Raw genomic sequence first — 15,755 nt, forward strand, 5'->3', positions numbered from 1 at the left:
AACCTTGAAAGCATGCACTTCCAAGGTTTTATTTGTAGTATTTGGCAGTAATAAAATTAAGCCGTGCCACCCACTGTTAACTGATCAATTTTCAAACTTGGTTGGCCAACACCTACTGGTACACTTTGACCATCTTTACCACAAACACCTACGCCTTTATCAAGCGCTAAATCATTACCTACCATAGAGATTTGTTGCATAACCTCAGGGCCATTACCAATTAATGTTGCCCCTTTAATAGGCTGAGTAATTTTGCCATTTTCAATTAAGTAGGCCTCTGAGGCACTAAATACAAACTTACCTGAGGTGATATCCACTTGGCCACCACCAAAATTAGGGGCAAACACGCCTTTTTTAACCGTGCTGATAATATCAGCTTGGCTATGCTCGCCACCTAACATATAAGTGTTGGTCATACGTGGCATTGGTAAATGCGCGTATGACTCACGACGTGCGTTACCTGTTGGGTTTACCCCCATCAAACGCGCGTTCATTTTATCTTGCATATAGCCTTTTAAAATACCGTTTTCGATAAGTACGTTATAGGCTGCAGGCGTGCCTTCGTCATCCACATTAAGTGAACCACGACGATCAGCCATAGTACCATCATCAACCACAGTACATAGCTCTGAAGCGACTTTTTGCCCTACTTTACCGCTAAACGCAGACGCGCCTTTACGGTTAAAGTCACCTTCTAGACCATGACCGACTGCTTCGTGTAACAACACGCCTGGCCAGCCATTACCTAATACTACTTCCATAGTACCCGCTGGGGCATCAATAGCTTCTAAGTTTACCTTAGCTTGACGAACGGCTTCTTCTGCAAAGCCCATCCAACGCGGCTTGCCATCAACAAGCTCTTTAAAGTAACCATAGTCTAGGCGTGCGCCGCCACCAGCACCGCCACGTTCACGGCGACCATTCTTCTCTAGCAATACAGAGCAGTTTAAACGGATCAGTGGACGAATATCGGTAGCAAAGGTGCCATCACTGGCTGCAATTAATACTTCTTCGTATACCGCAGACATTGAGCTAATAACTTGCTCAGCATCAGGGGCTAATTCGCGGATATAATTTTCAAGCTCACGTAACAAATTAACTTTATCGGTATCGCTCATGCTAGAAATTGGTTGATGCGGTGAAAACTGCTGTTTTGCAGCCACATCACTAAATACTTTAACCGCTTTATCTTCACCGGCATCGGCAATACTACGTGCAGCCGTGGCTGCTTTGTTTAACGCTTCAAGATTGATTGCATCTGAATACGAAAAACCGGTTTTTTCACCACTAACAGCCCGTACGCCAACACCACGCTCAACATTATAAGACCCTTCTTTAACAAGGCCGTCTTCTAATACCCAAGACTCATGATGACTCGATTGAAAATAAAGGTCGGCATAATCAACTTTGTGCTGGTGAATATAAGCTAATGTTTTTTCGAGTTCTTCTCGATTTAGCTGGCTGTCGTGTAATAAATGCTGTTCAACCGAATTCATAATAATGGCTCTCTAAATCGTTGGTGAGATTGCAGCGGCATATCTCGTCTAATTTTGTGTAACTGGTTCAAATCTACGGTACAACTAATAAAACCAAGCCCTGTTGGTTTTTCACTTAATGTTTCACCCCAGGGCGATAACATCAGGCTGTGACCATAAGTTTGTCTACCGTTTTCATGTGTTCCATATTGCGCTGCAGCAATAACATAACACTGAGTTTCTATGGCACGTGCTGCAAGTAGCGGCTGCCAATGCGCTTTACCTGTAGGCACAGTAAACGCACTGGGTATTAATATAATTTCTGCGCCTTTGCGAACTAAAGCATTAAATAAACCAGCAAAGCGCAAATCATAACACACTGTTAAACCAATTTTACCAAAGGGAGAATCAACAACCACAATCTCATCGCCCGCTTGAGTAAAATCGGACTCTCGGTAGCTGCCGGTCTGGTCATCTACCTCAACATCAAATAAATGTATTTTGTTATAACTTGCAACAATATCACCTTGGTTATTAAACAAGTGTGAGGCAGCGTAATATTTATGTTGGTTATAGGGCTCTGGCATGGTGCCAGCATTTAACCAAATATTGTGTTTACGGCACAATTCACTGATTTGCTGTTTATATTGCTCAATACGCTGAGACACTAACAACGTATCACCAGCGTGTTTACTAAACACTAAAAACGCTTCTGGTAAACATACTAACAAAGGCCGCGTGCTTGGTAATTCAGCTAAGGCTTGCTTTAAGGTGGCAATGTTATCATCAGGATTTAAGCCTGAGCACATTTGTAATGCAATAATCGCAGGTGTTGTACTTATAAGTGATTTACTCATTGCGCTGCGCTCACCTCAGCATCTTTAAGCTTTAACTCTGAAGATGCTTGCGGCTGATTTTGTGCAGCTTGTGGCAAGGTCACCTCTCGGCTCTTACGATCTAACTCTTGTACCTGAGGATCGTTCATTTTGCCCGTCACTTTAAAGTTGATCTCTGAGATCACTCGCGCAGAATGAATCACTTTATCAATAGCTAAAGCTGCAAGCCCCGTTACTGGGTTAACCATCCAAGCCACAATTACTGGAATACTCGAGGTTACTTGCGGTGCTACTGCTAAGTCGTAGTCAATTTCGAGAGTATTTAAATTTGCATACCCTTTAATAGAGAGATCGGCAGGCACCCCATCCATTTTAGTATCTTGGGTATAGGCAATGCCTTTATCTATCTGCATCGTGCCTTTCATACTGTTATAGAAAAAACCTTTAGAAAATACATCTCTAAAATCAAGCTTTAACTTACGCACTAATGAATCAAGGCTTAGTAATGAAAATACCCGTGCGCCCCCATCACTCACCTCAGTTAAGTGGCCTTCGCCTAGATCCCAACTAATTTCACCGTCTAAACTAGCAATATCTAAGTTATAAGGTGCCGCTTGCCAATTTAATTGATAATTTAGATTGGCGTTTGAGTCTTTAATAGTGGTGGTAATATCAAATTCATTAAATAAGGCGCCAATATCATCACTTTTAAGTTCGCCGCTCATTGCCGTTAAACCATTTTGCCATTGCCCTTTAGTGCGCAATATATGATCGCCTTTATCCACCACTAGCTCAGAAATAAGCAGTTTTTTACCATCGCCTAACAATGAGGCGCTGACTTTATCTAGCTGATAATGGCTAATCTTACAGTCGGCACACTCAAACTCAATAGCAGGCAAATTTGTAAGCCATGCAAGTTGTTCAGGAGATGATTTTTCGCTCGGTTGCTCTGTTTCAGCCTCTAAAAAATTAAGCCTTAAATAGTCACTGTTTATTCGAATCGGCTGACTTGATTGCTCGCTGGGAATGAACACTTCTGCTCGTAATTCTTTAGCATTGAGCTTTAATTGCAAGTTATTATTTAAGGGCGACAAACGCATATCAAAATCATTAAACTGCATGTCACTCACATTAAAAGAGTTAATATTCGCAACAACCTCATACAAAGGCGGCATAATACCTGGCGATTCACTCTCTGGCTGCGCTTTAGCTGCATTAATAATTTGATCAATTAAATCAATCCAAGGTAATAACTCACTTTGCGCTAAGTTAATACTTACCGCTAAATCTTGCGCGTTAAGCCCTAAATCTTTGTTGCCAATTATAAAGTGGGCGTTATTAAACTGTGATTTAGTATTGTCTAGAATGGCATTAAAATAAACTAGCTGATCAACGTTTGCGGTGATCAAATTAGATATATCATCACCTTGAATAACCGCACTCAGTGGCCAAGCTTGCTCACTGTTTTTTGTATATGCTCCAGGTAAAGAACTACTTAAGCCAATAAGTGGCGATTCAACTTGGGCACGATAGTTGAACCCTTGCTCGGTAAAATTAAGCTCCAAAGCAATATCAACATCACTTTGCCCACTTAAGTAACCATCTAAAATGCCTTGACCATGGTTTATGAGTGTTTGTGCATCAAGCTGAGCATTTATACTTATATTAGCGCGATAATCCTCTTCGTTTGCGTCACTATTGTAGTTAATAGTTAGTGGCATACCAAGCCATGTAGCCGTTGCATTTGTAAGGTTTATTTGTTGATTATTAAAGCTAAGTTCACCCTTTAAATGCTCAAGAGAAATACCAGGCGCAGAAATGTAGAGAGGTGAGTCGAGTAAATTAACCTTACCACTGACACTGGCTCCCCCCTCAAATTGTGAACCTATTAGCAATTCAATATTTGCACTTGCAAGACCCTGTCCTTGCACAACATTAAAAATATCAGCTAATGGATTTGCTAAAGGCGTAGCGGCAAAAAAATCGTGCATCTTTTCAAGCTCTGCTTGCTTATCAATACTAACTACCAACGGCGCATCGCCCATTAAGTCATCAATACTTACATGGACACTACTGCCAATATCAAGATTTACCAGTTGGCCTTGCTGACTATATATGTCCATTCGCTCATTAGCAAAATGCAGCTTTACATTGGCATTAGTTACTGCTGGCCAATCGGGATCGAATTGATAGGTGGCATTGTCTATTTGTGCTATTACATCAAACTGCCCTGAACCATCGTCAAATGGAAAGCCTGATAGTGGACCAGAAAATAACACCTGAGTATTTGATACTTCGCCTGCTTTTATTGCACCATTTAAATAACTAACTAAGTCAGGGCTCATTAACGTTAAAGGAAAATAGTGACCTGCAATACTGGCATCTGGTGCAAACGCTTCAGCATATAAATCTAAGCGTGGCGTATCACCCAAACTCAGCTGCATTTGTGCGCTTAAAGTCACCTCATTGTTATCAAGCCACAGGTTATCACTGCTAATATGCCAATCGCCTGAGCGCTTAGCTAAATCAAGCTCAATATTTAATTGGTTATAATCAATATTATTACTAAAACTAGCACCTGTAATTAAATGGCTGTTCTCACTAAAAATCGCAATGCGACCATACTGCTGATTAACCAGCCCATTAACTCTTAAAGATTGAGCGGCGGGTACAGCGTTTTTTTCTTGCCAGCTAATTTCGTCAGCATCAAACCATAGTTGCCATTGCCTTGCATCGGCAAACTCAAGGTACGCAGTCTTTATTTGTCCGCTAGGTTGGCGTGCTAAAAAGGGGGCTAAATCGGTAAAATTAGTCAACTCAGCTAAATCACTCAATAGCGCTAAATCAAGTTGCTGTAGCCATACTTTATTTTGCTTACCCAATAAGGCTTCAAATTCAAGGCTTGGCCAAGTGGTTTCACCGGTGCTAAATGCTAAGCCTGTGCTTTTTAATCGCCAGCTATTTTGCTCAGGGTATAAATGAAATCCCCCTTCACTTAGGCTTACATTTTGTGTTTGTTCATTGAGCTGCCAATTTACCGCGCTCGGTAACCACTGAACTTTTACGTCACTCACTAGGCCTTGCTCTAATCTAAGCCAAGCTTGTAAATTTAAATCGCTATGCAGTTGCTGCTTTTGAGTATTAATATATTGCGCTAACCAATTTGACACATCAACCTGATTAGCCTGCACATACAAATCACCCACCATTTGCTCTAAGGTTTCACCCTTAAGGGCAATGCGTGCATCAAAATTCCCCACCGAAATACCCGGTAATGCTAGACTGCCACTACCAAGATGTTGTTTATCTTGGTTTTGCCATACAATGTTTTCTAATAACAGCTTGCGTTCTTTGTTATCTTCTAATACAAAGTTGATACTGGAGTTTTCTATTGCAAAATGACCGGTTTCACCTAAAAATAGCCCTTCTATTAATTCTTTTTGTTCAAATGACACATCATCTTGGTTGCCGACAAATAAATTCGCGACATTAACCTTGGTATGAAAACCATTAATGACAAAGTAATTCGACTTAAGTTGAAGAGACTTTAAGCTTTCCCAAAGATTTAGCTCTAAACTGGTTTTCGCAATAGTTAAAGAAATAGGGGCGGTTTGGTTGTCTTTAAATGATAATTCTTCGAGCACTAGGGCTGGGCCATTACCTTGCCAACTTGCCGATATAGCGCCTATCGATAAGCTGATATCAAACTTGCTATCAAGGTAATTTTCTATGTCGCCTTTATAATCATTTGCGTAAGGTAAGGTGTATTTTAAAATAGAAACAATAACGGCCAGTAGCACCAAAATTACAGCGCTTATTTGCCATAATTTGCGTACACAAAAGAAACAGGCCGCTTTAAACTTCATTACATCATTACCACATCAAACTGCTCTTGGCTGTATAAGCTCTCTGTTTGAATATTAACTTGCTTACCAATAAATAACTCTAACTCTGCAAGGTTATGATATTCGTCATTTAATAGCGCTTCACATACTGCTGGGGATGCATAAACTACAAACTTATCAGCAGCATAAGCGCGATTAACACGCACTATTTCACGAAGGATTTCATAGCACACAGTTTCTACCGTTTTTTGTGAACCACGCCCTGAACATGCAGGACATACATCACACAGTATATGCTCTAAACTTTCGCGAGTTCGCTTGCGGGTCATTTCAACTAGTCCCAATGCCGACAAACCATTAATATTAGCTTTGGCACGATCTTTAGAAAGCGCAGATTCTAATGAATGCATTACTCGGCGTTTGTGCTCATCGCTGACCATATCAATAAAGTCGATAATAATAATACCGCCTAAATTACGCAGCCTTAGTTGACGGGCAATAGCTGAGGTTGCTTCAACATTAGTATTAAAAATAGTTTCTTCAAGGTTACGGTGACCAACAAATGCACCGGTATTAACATCAACCGTGGTCATTGCTTCGGTTTGATCTATGATCAGGTACCCACCAGACTTTAAAGTCACCTTACGATGCAATGCCTTTTGAATTTCACTTTCTACATCAAATAAGTCGAAAATGGGGCGCTCACCCGGATAATACTCAAGCACTTGCGATAATAACGGCACAAACTCTTCAGTAAACAGCTTAAGCTCTTGATAGGTCAGCTTAGAGTCAACACGAATGCGCTCCATATCTTCGCCCACGTAATCACGTAACGTTCTAAAAGCTAGCGTAAGATCTTCATGCAAAATACTCGCTTTGCTGGTTTTACGGCGTTTAGAAACTATTTTATCCCACAGTTTTTTTAAAAACGCAGCATCGTGACGAAGCTCAGCTTCACTTGCACCTTCAGCGGCAGTTCTAACAATAAAGCTGCCGTTTTCGTCGCCATATTCAGCAACAATTTTTTTAAGTCTAGCGCGTTCCTCTTCCGTTTCTATACGCTGACTCACACCAACATGCGTCGCATCTGGCATAAATACTAAATAGCGTGACGGTATAGTAATATCAGTGGTTAAGCGAGCACCTTTACTGCCCAGTGGATCTTTAACCACTTGCACCATAATGTACTGCCCTTGACGAACAAGCTCACGAATATCTTGGACTTTTTTAATTGGCTCGTCGTCAACACCTTCCACAATAGAAGCACTATTGACGATATCTGAGGCGTGTAAAAAGGCGGCTTTCTCTAAGCCTATATCAACAAAAGCAGCTTGCATTCCCGGTAGCACGCGACTTATTTTACCTAAGTAAATATTGCCTACTATGCCTAAATTACCAATACGCTCTAGCTGAATTTCTTGTAATACACCGTTTTCGATTAGGGCAACGCGACTTTCACTTGGCGTGACATTGATCAGTAGTTCTGTACTCATGCTACCCTCTTAAGAATGTATTTAATAATTGTTCTGTCTCATACAAAGGTAAGCCTACAACGGCAAAATAGCTACCCGAAATATGCGTTACAAAGCGTCCACCTAACCCTTGGATACCGTAACCACCGGCTTTATCTTGAGGCTCGCCCGTTTGCCAATAAGCGTCTATTTCTGCATCATTGAGTATTTTAAAAGTAACATCAGTACTGACAACACAGCTAAGTACTTTTTCTGGTGTGGCAAAAGCGATAGCAGTTAACACTTGATGAGTATTTCCTGATAAACGCTTTAAGGTGTGAGTAAAGTCTTGTTTATCTATGGGTTTACCTAAAGATTGATTGTCAATCACGACTACAGTATCGCTGCCTAAAACGGGGCGGTCGGTATACCCTTGCTCTACCCCCATTTGCGCCTTTAAACGCGCTAAGCGTTCGACATAATCATATGGGAGTTCGTTAACAAGCTGGCTTTCATCAGCATCAACACTAAATTGTGAAAATTCGACACCCAATTGGGTTAAAAGCTCTTTACGACGGGGAGACGCGGAAGCTAAATATACTGCGCAAGTCATTATCTGATCCTAAAGTGTCTACGGTATTTTCTAAGTAATAAAAATACCCATATCCAACTCAACATGCCTGTTAATACAGGCCATAAGTAATGTGGGCTAAAATAAACGCCAAGTAAAAAGTGATTTAACCAAAACTGCATTAAATGATAAAGCGTTAAAAATAAGCCAATTAAAAGGCTTTGTTGCCACAATGAAAAATTGCGAATTTTTTGAAAGTTACTTGCCGTAACAAAAATACATACCGAGTAGGTTAATGAGTTTACACCTAAAGAAGAGCCAGTCGCTAAATCAATCAATAACCCAACAACCCAAGCTGTGCCTATATTTAAGCGGTGCGGTAAAGCCAAAGACCAATACATAAGCACCAACAACACCCAGTCAGGACGAAATGGTTCAAGTGAAAAAGGTAATGGCATCAATGCCACTACCAATGCAAAGAAAATACTTAACGCAATTAATAGCGTTTGGCGGTTAATCATCTCCCATCAACTCCTGCTGATTTAGCCATAACACGACTAATAGTCGAATTCTGTCTAATTGAGCTATCGGCTCAGCAAATACTTGCGCAAAAGGTTGACCTTCATCACGGGTTATTTCTGTGATCACCGCAACCGGGTAGCCTTCAGGAAATGTGCCACCAAGGCCAGATGTAACCAGTACATCGCCTATACGTACATCTAAACTATGCGGCACATGCGACAGCTTCAGTACGTTAATTTTACCAATACCTTCAACCACTGTTCGCACATCATTACGCAAAATACGCACAGGAGTGGCGTGGGTGGTATCGGTAATTAATAACACTCGTGACGTGGTTGAGCCCACTTTAGTCAACTGCCCCACTAGTCCCATATCATCAATTACTGCTTGGCTTTCACTTAAACCATCGGTAGTTCCTCGATTTATCACCACTTGATGACTATAAGGATTTGAGTGAACAGAAAGTACTTGAGCAATAATTTTACGATTGGTATGTTTTGAAGACGAGCCCATTAATGCTCTTAGTTTTTGATTTTCTTTTGCTAAGAATTCATATTGCTGGATTTGTTCGCTCTGCAATACTTGCTTTTTTTTCAGGGCTTCATTCTCAGTGAGCAACTGCTCGCGGGTATGCAAACTCTTGGCGCTAAAGCTAAATACTTCGTAAGGCAGGTTGGCAACATAAATGAGAGGGGTGACTAAGGTATTCAAACTGGTGCGAATATTTTCACCACCCTTTGTGTATTTATCTCCAAGGATCAATACGATACTCAAAAGCACTGCGACAAAAAGTCGCAGTTGCAAAGAGATTGTTTTTTCAAACATTGATTTCATTAGTCGTAACTAAAAACGTCACCACCGTGCACATCAATCATCTCAAGCGCTTTACCGCCGCCACGAGCAACACAGGTAAGTGGATCATCAGCAACAACCACTGGAATACCAGTTTCTTCCATGAGTAGGCGATCTAAATCTTTTAGTAACGCGCCGCCGCCAGTTAATACCATACCGTGCGCTGAAATATCAGATGCCAGCTCCGGTGGTGACTGTTCAAGTGCAACCATTACTGCACTTACAATCCCCATTAGCGGCTCTTGTAATGCTTCTAAAATTTCATGCGAATTAAGTGTAAACGAACGAGGAACACCTTCTGCAAGGTTACGACCACGCACTTCGATTTCTACTGGTTCGTCTGTTTTAAATGCAGAGCCAATTTGATGTTTAATATTCTCAGCCGTGGCTTCACCAATTAAGCTACCAAAGTTACGACGAACATAATTAATAATGGCTTCATCAAACTTGTCGCCACCAATACGTACAGATGACGAGTAGACAACACCATTGAGTGAGATAATAGCCACTTCGGTTGTACCGCCACCAATATCAACAACCATAGAACCCGTTGCTTCTGATACCGGTAAGCCAGCACCAATTGCAGCAGCCATAGGCTCTTCAATTAAGTAAACTTCACGAGCGCCTGCACCCATCGCTGATTCGCGAATTGCACGCTTTTCAACCTGTGTAGCGCCACAAGGTACACAAATAAGTACACGTGGGCTTGGTCGCATAAAGTTATTGTTGTGCACTTGCTTAATAAAATGCTGGAGCATTTTTTCGGTCACATAAAAATCAGCAATCACACCATCTTTCATCGGACGAATAGCTTTAATATTACCAGGCGTACGTCCTAACATTTGCTTAGCTTCTGTACCTACAGATGCAACACTTTTAGGTCCACCAGCACGTTCTTGACGAATAGCAACTACTGAAGGTTCGTTTAATACGATCCCTTCTTCTTTTACATAAATTAGTGTGTTGGCTGTACCTAGATCGATCGATAGATCGTTTGAAAAAATACCACGGAGTTTTTTAAACATGAGGCTGGATGACCTTTGAAATTCGTTCTTATTTTAGTTGCGCTTACTTTAACATTCTCAATGTAATGAGCAATATAAAGCGCAGCCGTCTTTGTAATCATTAAAAAGAGGAAGCGTTTGCTTCCTCATTAAATATTATTGTTCGCTCATTAAGCGAAAGCCAATGTAATTAGCTCTAAAGTCTGGCGCTAGGATTAAACGCGTTGAGGCACGAGCAAGGCTAGGTGCAAAATTCCATGCGCCGCCACGAACCACTGCATTTTTTTTATTCTCTGTGCTACCAGTCCATTCCCATACATTGCCCACGGTGTCGTATAAACCAAATGCATTTGCAGAAAAAGACCCTACCGGTGCAGTGCGTTTGTTTGACCATTCGCTACCACACCAACCACAGTTTGCTAAGTTTTTACCAATTTCGTTACCCCAAGGGTATTCAGTATCTGTACCTGCACGCGCTGCATATTCCCACTCAACCTCTGTAGGTAGGCGATACGTTTGCGCTGTTTTATCAGAAAACCATTCTGCATAAGCTACAGCATCATTTTTTGTCAAACACACAGCTGGAAAATCACTAGTTTGCTCAAACCCAGGAGCTCGCCAGTTTAAGCTTGCTTCCCAAACGGGTTCGCCATTTAGATAATAAGCACACCCTTTGCCTTTTTCAGCTTCAGTCTTATATTGCGTTTCGTTTACAAACTTCTCAAATGCGCCGACAGTGACTTCTTTACTTTGCATAACAAACGCTTCACTAATCGTTTTTTCAACAACGGGACGCTCATTTTCCAGTCCATTGCCGTTAATATCGCCCATTTTAAATGTGCCAACAGGGATTACTACCGCTGACGAATCCACTGTTGGTGGCTGCGTATCAACTTCCATTCCTTTAGGGCAATCTGCTTGTATTATTTGCTCTCGCTTTTTAGTCGGTGCAGCAATCGACTCTGACTTTTTTTCTAACTTAGCGAAAAGTGTACGTGTCTTCTTTAAATCAATACGTGCTTTGTAAGGAACATAACCGTCTTTGCGTATTTCTAATTTGTGTAAACCACGCGGTAACCTTGTTACTAAGCGAGTTGAGCCAACACGAATGTCGTTAATAAAAACTTCATCGCCATGCACGTTTGAGCGCAAAGTTAACTGGATTAACTGATCTTTCTTTTGCTCAGCGACCACTTTTGGCTTTTTGTTAGCTGTTTTTGCAACAACAGCGACCGCCTTATTATCCGCATTATCGCTGAATGTTAACTGACTATCTGAAAAAGTAGTGCTATAAGCAGGCTGATAAGTATTTGTCAGCGGGGTACCATACTCTGAACAAAAACTGTTATTTACACTTAATAAGTGACACAAACGGCTACTGTTTACATCTCCACGCATAGTAACGCTTAAATTGACGTTGTAATCACCTTGCCCGCTAAAAGCGCTCTTAATCACATGGCTACTTAAAATCTGTACTTGCGCTCCTGCCATATCTCGCTTAGGTTCGACAAGACGTTTTTCGGTAAGGTTTTCAAATATTTGATCTAAAAAGCGCTTAGTCGCCTTTTTCAGCCCCATCTGCTGTCCGCGTTGCTCACATGCCGCTAGTGTTTCAGTACGCTTACAATTAAGGGTGTGGTCGACTTCAAGTGTCCCTTCACGGGTAAATTCGTTGCGCAATCGCTCTACACGCGCAGTGGTGTATTGCACTTTTAAACTTTCAATAGTGTTCTGAAGAGCATGTTTATCAGCGCGAATTTGCTCAATATCTTTTAGATGGGATGCAATTGCCGCCAATTGCATAGAGATATCATTTTTGTTTTGTTCTTGGTCAACAACGGCTTTTTGATAACGAGATTGCGCCTGCGTAATATCAAGCGATGGATTATTAATTAAGCGTCGATACATGTCATTCATCGCATCCAATGCTTGATTTTTTTCTTTATCAAGTTGTGTTGAACGCGCTCTAAGCAGTTCAAGCTGGGTTTGAAGCTGATTCTCTTCTTGTAAATATTTATCGAGCATCGTTGTTGAACGAGTGTATTCTGTTTGTTTCGTATTAATCTCTGATTCAATTCTATTTACAGTAGTTGTATCTTGTGCAAATACTGTGCTGGCAAAAAAGCTAGCAGAAATTAATAGAGATAAAGGAGCAATTCGCATATATTCCAGTCCCAAAAAAGCGGCAATTATTTGGTTATTATTATTTTTTATAATAAAACCTTATGCTATGTACTTGAAGCACAAAACACAAGCTTTGTTCATTTATTATCTCAGTTTACAACTATTATCCCGTTTCATGCCAGTAAATAACCGTTTCATTTGTACTAAATAGCTAATTTATTTAACAACACCGAGATTTATCTGCCTTTTACGCCCAAAAGATACCAATTTAGCGGCGCATACATATTTTTTAATTTGCTTAAGTAATAAAATTTGAGTCAAAATAACGCTATTAAACAGCACATTCACCATGTAACTAATAAAAAAGAGTGATAATGCCAATACAATTCAGTATTAATGAACATAGTTATTTACAACCAATTAATAACAAATTGCTAGCAGAAAAAAACATTACGTTAAACATCAAGCGTGATGATTTATTACACCCTGTTATTAGTGGTAATAAATGGCGTAAGCTCAAATACAATTTAGCTCGCATGCAACAACAAGGTAAAACAGAATTACTGACTTTTGGTGGGGCTTTTTCAAATCATATTCACGCGTGCGCAGCCGCGGGGAAAGAATTTAACCTAGTAACCCACGCAATTGTTAGAGGCCCTGAACTTGATCTCAATAATCCAACGTTAAAATTTGCAAAGCAATGTGGCATGCGATTACATGTAGTGAATCGATTAGAGTACCGACAACGAAATGAGAAAGCATATTTAACAGCATTACAGGCACGATTCCCCAATGCATATATCCTACCTGAAGGAGGCACAAACGAGTTTGCTATAGAAGGATGTAAAGAACTTGCCCAAAGTTTACCTGAGCATGACTACTTAATCTGTCCTACTGGCAGTGGTGGAACCTTGGCGGGCTTAATAGAGGGCAGCTCAAGTAAAAGCACTGTATTAGGTGTTGCAGTTTTAAAGCAAGCCGACTACCTGCGAGATGAAATACGGGCTCTTAGTCCTAAAGCAAAATCACAAAGTAATTGGCAGTTACTTACACAGTTCCATGATGGCGGATATGGTCGCTTTACTACTGAGCTATGGCAGTTTTGCCAGTACATGCAGCAGCAATATCAGTTACCACTGGAACCTATTTACAGCGGAAAAATGATGTATGCACTTTGGCAGCTCATTAACAACGACTACTTTCCCCTTGGCAGCAAAATTATTGCTGTTCATACAGGAGGGCTGCAAGGTTTGGACGGGCTAAAATATCGTGGACTTGTTTAACTAGCTAATGAAATGCAACTTGAGTGAAGTCGGGTAGTAATCCAGAGAAATACCCTCCTTGTGCAGTACTAACACCTATCACTTTTAAAAATTGCAATTCTTGATACGTTTCTACACTCGAGGCCACCACTGGCAAACTTAATAATTTACCAATATGCACAATTCCCCTGACAGATTTCTGCTGTAAATAATTATGATCTATGCCATGAACAAGTTCATGGGCCAAATTAAGCCCCGCTATTTGCTTGTTATGGGTGAAGTTAAATATGCTCTTACTACTTCTAACCTCATCAATAACGATATTAAAGTTGAGCGCTGTTATGGTCGAAAAAGCAGCCTGCAATCGATCTTGGCTATTTAAGAAATCAGCCTCATTTATCAAAAACTGTAACGTATGAAGGCTTTTCAACTCACTCATATGTTTACTTAGCCAACACCAAAACTCACTATTAAACCAGTTTTTAGGATGCAATTTAATACTAATAACAGACGATGACTTTTCTACTAGCAGCAACTTTTTAACTTGTATAACAACCGCTTGGTCAAGTAGTAACGCCTCATCCTCATTGTAAAACTGGCTTATATAATCTTGATTAAATAATTGTTTATTTGCCTTATCGCTACTTTTAATTAAAACATGATGTTTGATAATAGCGCCGCTATCCAACTCGTATACAGGTTGAAATAAAATCGCTAATTTTTGTTTTTCAACTCGCTGCGTAACAGGGTTTTTATTAAGCATTTGAAGATGGCTGCAATTGATTGCCAATTGATGATAATGCTGCACTCTACTTTGCATTGATAGTGTGAGTGACGATCTGGCAAGCTGATACACCATCACCTGATCAGCATTCGAGTAGTAAGTACACAAACCTAACTTTATACTCTCGTCAGCCACTCTAGGGGCTAAAATATGGGCTGCATTAAGCATGTATTGATGTAAGTATTTAGCGCAACTTTTTTTATCAATTGCACTAACCCCTGTGAAAGTAAAAGCAAACTTACCCGCTGTTAATTGCTTAACGGATATTACAGCAGTATTGGTAAAGTCTTTTGCTAGCAATACTTTAAGAGTCGCTGGTAAGTCCGTGTTTGTATCAAAATGGCATTCGCATTGAATGAGCGCAAATATATTATAGCCAATTATTTTCTGCTCCTTGACTACGTTTTCTAATACCGGTTGTGTAGGCTTTATTCTAGGCGTATGGCATACCTTTTTATAACCATCGTTTTGCTTGCGCTTCAACGTCACTGAACTATTTTTGGTCGCTTTAAACAATATAAAGCGCCTAGCAGCAAAAATAATGGCCAAAATAAACATATTCATTATTATAAATAGGTAGTTATAGGCATACCAGGTAGGCCATGAATATAACAGAATCCCTTTTGAATTAGAGCTGAAATAGTGCTTTTTCTGCTTTATATAAACAGAAACTTTATCTGGAGCCAGGGTAAAAGGTGTATTAGCTAAAAGTTGCTGCTCATTGGCTAACGGCTGCTGCAGTTGCTTAGCGAGCTCTATACCTGTTTGCTTATTTTGATGTTGTAAAACTAAATTTAAACCACTATTAAAAATAATAAATAGCATAAAACACAGAGCGTAAAATAAGGCACTAACGTAATTGGAAAACTGAAACTGACTGGCTTTCATAACTTACCCGCTCATTAAATAAGTTATTAAAGTGTTGTCTACTATTTGCAATTGCACAAGCCAATAATAAAAGTTTAGTAGCTGTTTTATTGTTAATACTTAATGTTTATAAACATTATATTTAGTGGTCAACAAAATTAG

At 40.2% G+C, this 15,755-nt stretch carries 11 protein-coding genes; 1 reads left to right on the forward strand and 10 read right to left on the reverse strand.

Annotated elements, in window-relative coordinates; genetic code table 11:
* Positions 1-56: 56 nt before the first annotated feature.
* The 9 genes from tldD to CWB76_RS09680 all read right to left on the reverse strand — a co-directional run bounded on the left by tldD (position 57) and on the right by CWB76_RS09680 (position 12,719).
* Positions 57-1,496: a metalloprotease TldD gene (tldD, locus tag CWB76_RS09640; protein WP_138607155.1), complete on the reverse strand. Its 1,440-nt coding sequence runs from the start codon at positions 1,494-1,496 to the stop codon at positions 57-59.
* The gene (locus CWB76_RS09645; protein WP_138607157.1) at positions 1,493-2,332 is read right to left on the reverse strand and encodes a carbon-nitrogen hydrolase family protein; all 840 of its coding nucleotides are present in this window, start codon (positions 2,330-2,332) and stop codon (positions 1,493-1,495) included. The genes tldD and CWB76_RS09645 overlap by 4 nt, the downstream gene beginning before the upstream one ends.
* Positions 2,329-6,177 carry a YhdP family protein gene (locus CWB76_RS09650; RefSeq protein WP_138607159.1) on the reverse strand — a complete coding sequence of 1,283 codons (3,849 nt, stop codon included), beginning with the start codon at positions 6,175-6,177 and terminating at the stop codon, positions 2,329-2,331. Before CWB76_RS09650 ends, CWB76_RS09645 begins: the two co-directional genes overlap by 4 nt.
* The gene (gene rng / locus CWB76_RS09655; protein ID WP_138607161.1) at positions 6,177-7,649 is read right to left on the reverse strand and encodes a ribonuclease G; all 1,473 of its coding nucleotides are present in this window, start codon (positions 7,647-7,649) and stop codon (positions 6,177-6,179) included. Before rng ends, CWB76_RS09650 begins: the two co-directional genes overlap by 1 nt.
* 1 nt (position 7,650) lies before the next feature.
* Complete coding sequence (locus CWB76_RS09660) at positions 7,651-8,220, reverse strand: Maf family protein (RefSeq protein WP_138607163.1); 570 nt, start codon at positions 8,218-8,220, stop codon at positions 7,651-7,653.
* A complete protein-coding gene (gene mreD / locus CWB76_RS09665; RefSeq protein ID WP_138607165.1) occupies positions 8,220-8,699 on the reverse strand; it encodes a rod shape-determining protein MreD in 480 nt (159 codons plus the stop codon). Before mreD ends, CWB76_RS09660 begins: the two co-directional genes overlap by 1 nt.
* Positions 8,692-9,534 carry a rod shape-determining protein MreC gene (gene mreC / locus CWB76_RS09670; protein ID WP_171039612.1) on the reverse strand — a complete coding sequence of 281 codons (843 nt, stop codon included), beginning with the start codon at positions 9,532-9,534 and terminating at the stop codon, positions 8,692-8,694. Before mreC ends, mreD begins: the two co-directional genes overlap by 8 nt.
* A complete protein-coding gene (locus CWB76_RS09675; RefSeq protein WP_013463921.1) occupies positions 9,534-10,577 on the reverse strand; it encodes a rod shape-determining protein in 1,044 nt (347 codons plus the stop codon). Before CWB76_RS09675 ends, mreC begins: the two co-directional genes overlap by 1 nt.
* 135 nt (positions 10,578-10,712) lie before the next feature.
* Entirely contained in the window at positions 10,713-12,719 is a 2,007-nt protein-coding gene (locus CWB76_RS09680; protein ID WP_138607169.1) for an SUMF1/EgtB/PvdO family nonheme iron enzyme, read from the reverse strand.
* A gap of 335 nt (positions 12,720-13,054) precedes the next feature.
* On the opposite strand from CWB76_RS09680, the gene CWB76_RS09685 reads away from it, so the two are divergent.
* Entirely contained in the window at positions 13,055-13,963 is a 909-nt protein-coding gene (locus CWB76_RS09685) for a 1-aminocyclopropane-1-carboxylate deaminase/D-cysteine desulfhydrase (RefSeq protein ID WP_138607171.1), read from the forward strand.
* Between the two features lie 4 nt (positions 13,964-13,967).
* Here CWB76_RS09685 and CWB76_RS09690 read toward each other — a convergent pair whose 3' ends face one another.
* Positions 13,968-15,614 (reverse strand): EAL domain-containing protein, encoded by a 1,647-nt coding sequence (locus CWB76_RS09690; RefSeq protein ID WP_138607173.1) that lies wholly within the window; start codon positions 15,612-15,614, stop codon positions 13,968-13,970.
* Positions 15,615-15,755 lie beyond the last annotated feature (141 nt).

It is taken from the genome of Pseudoalteromonas sp. S1609, assembly GCF_005887255.1.
Classification (GTDB): domain Bacteria; phylum Pseudomonadota; class Gammaproteobacteria; order Enterobacterales; family Alteromonadaceae; genus Pseudoalteromonas.

Excerpts from the sequence above, each read along its gene's own strand:
- CWB76_RS09650 (WP_138607159.1), bottom strand. The coding sequence starts at position 6,177 with ATGAAGTTTAAAGCGGCCTGTTTCTTTTGTGTACGCAAATTATGGCAA.
- mreD (WP_138607165.1), bottom strand. The coding sequence starts at position 8,699 with ATGATTAACCGCCAAACGCTATTAATTGCGTTAAGTATTTTCTTTGCA.
- tldD (WP_138607155.1), bottom strand. The coding sequence starts at position 1,496 with ATGAATTCGGTTGAACAGCATTTATTACACGACAGCCAGCTAAATCGA.
- mreC (WP_171039612.1), bottom strand. The coding sequence starts at position 9,534 with ATGAAATCAATGTTTGAAAAAACAATCTCTTTGCAACTGCGACTTTTT.
- rng (WP_138607161.1), bottom strand. The coding sequence starts at position 7,649 with ATGAGTACAGAACTACTGATCAATGTCACGCCAAGTGAAAGTCGCGTT.
- CWB76_RS09645 (WP_138607157.1), bottom strand. The coding sequence starts at position 2,332 with ATGAGTAAATCACTTATAAGTACAACACCTGCGATTATTGCATTACAA.
- CWB76_RS09660 (WP_138607163.1), bottom strand. The coding sequence starts at position 8,220 with ATGACTTGCGCAGTATATTTAGCTTCCGCGTCTCCCCGTCGTAAAGAG.
- CWB76_RS09685 (WP_138607171.1), top strand. The coding sequence starts at position 13,055 with ATGCCAATACAATTCAGTATTAATGAACATAGTTATTTACAACCAATT.
- CWB76_RS09675 (WP_013463921.1), bottom strand. The coding sequence starts at position 10,577 with ATGTTTAAAAAACTCCGTGGTATTTTTTCAAACGATCTATCGATCGAT.
- CWB76_RS09690 (WP_138607173.1), bottom strand. The coding sequence starts at position 15,614 with ATGAAAGCCAGTCAGTTTCAGTTTTCCAATTACGTTAGTGCCTTATTT.
- CWB76_RS09680 (WP_138607169.1), bottom strand. The coding sequence starts at position 12,719 with ATGCGAATTGCTCCTTTATCTCTATTAATTTCTGCTAGCTTTTTTGCC.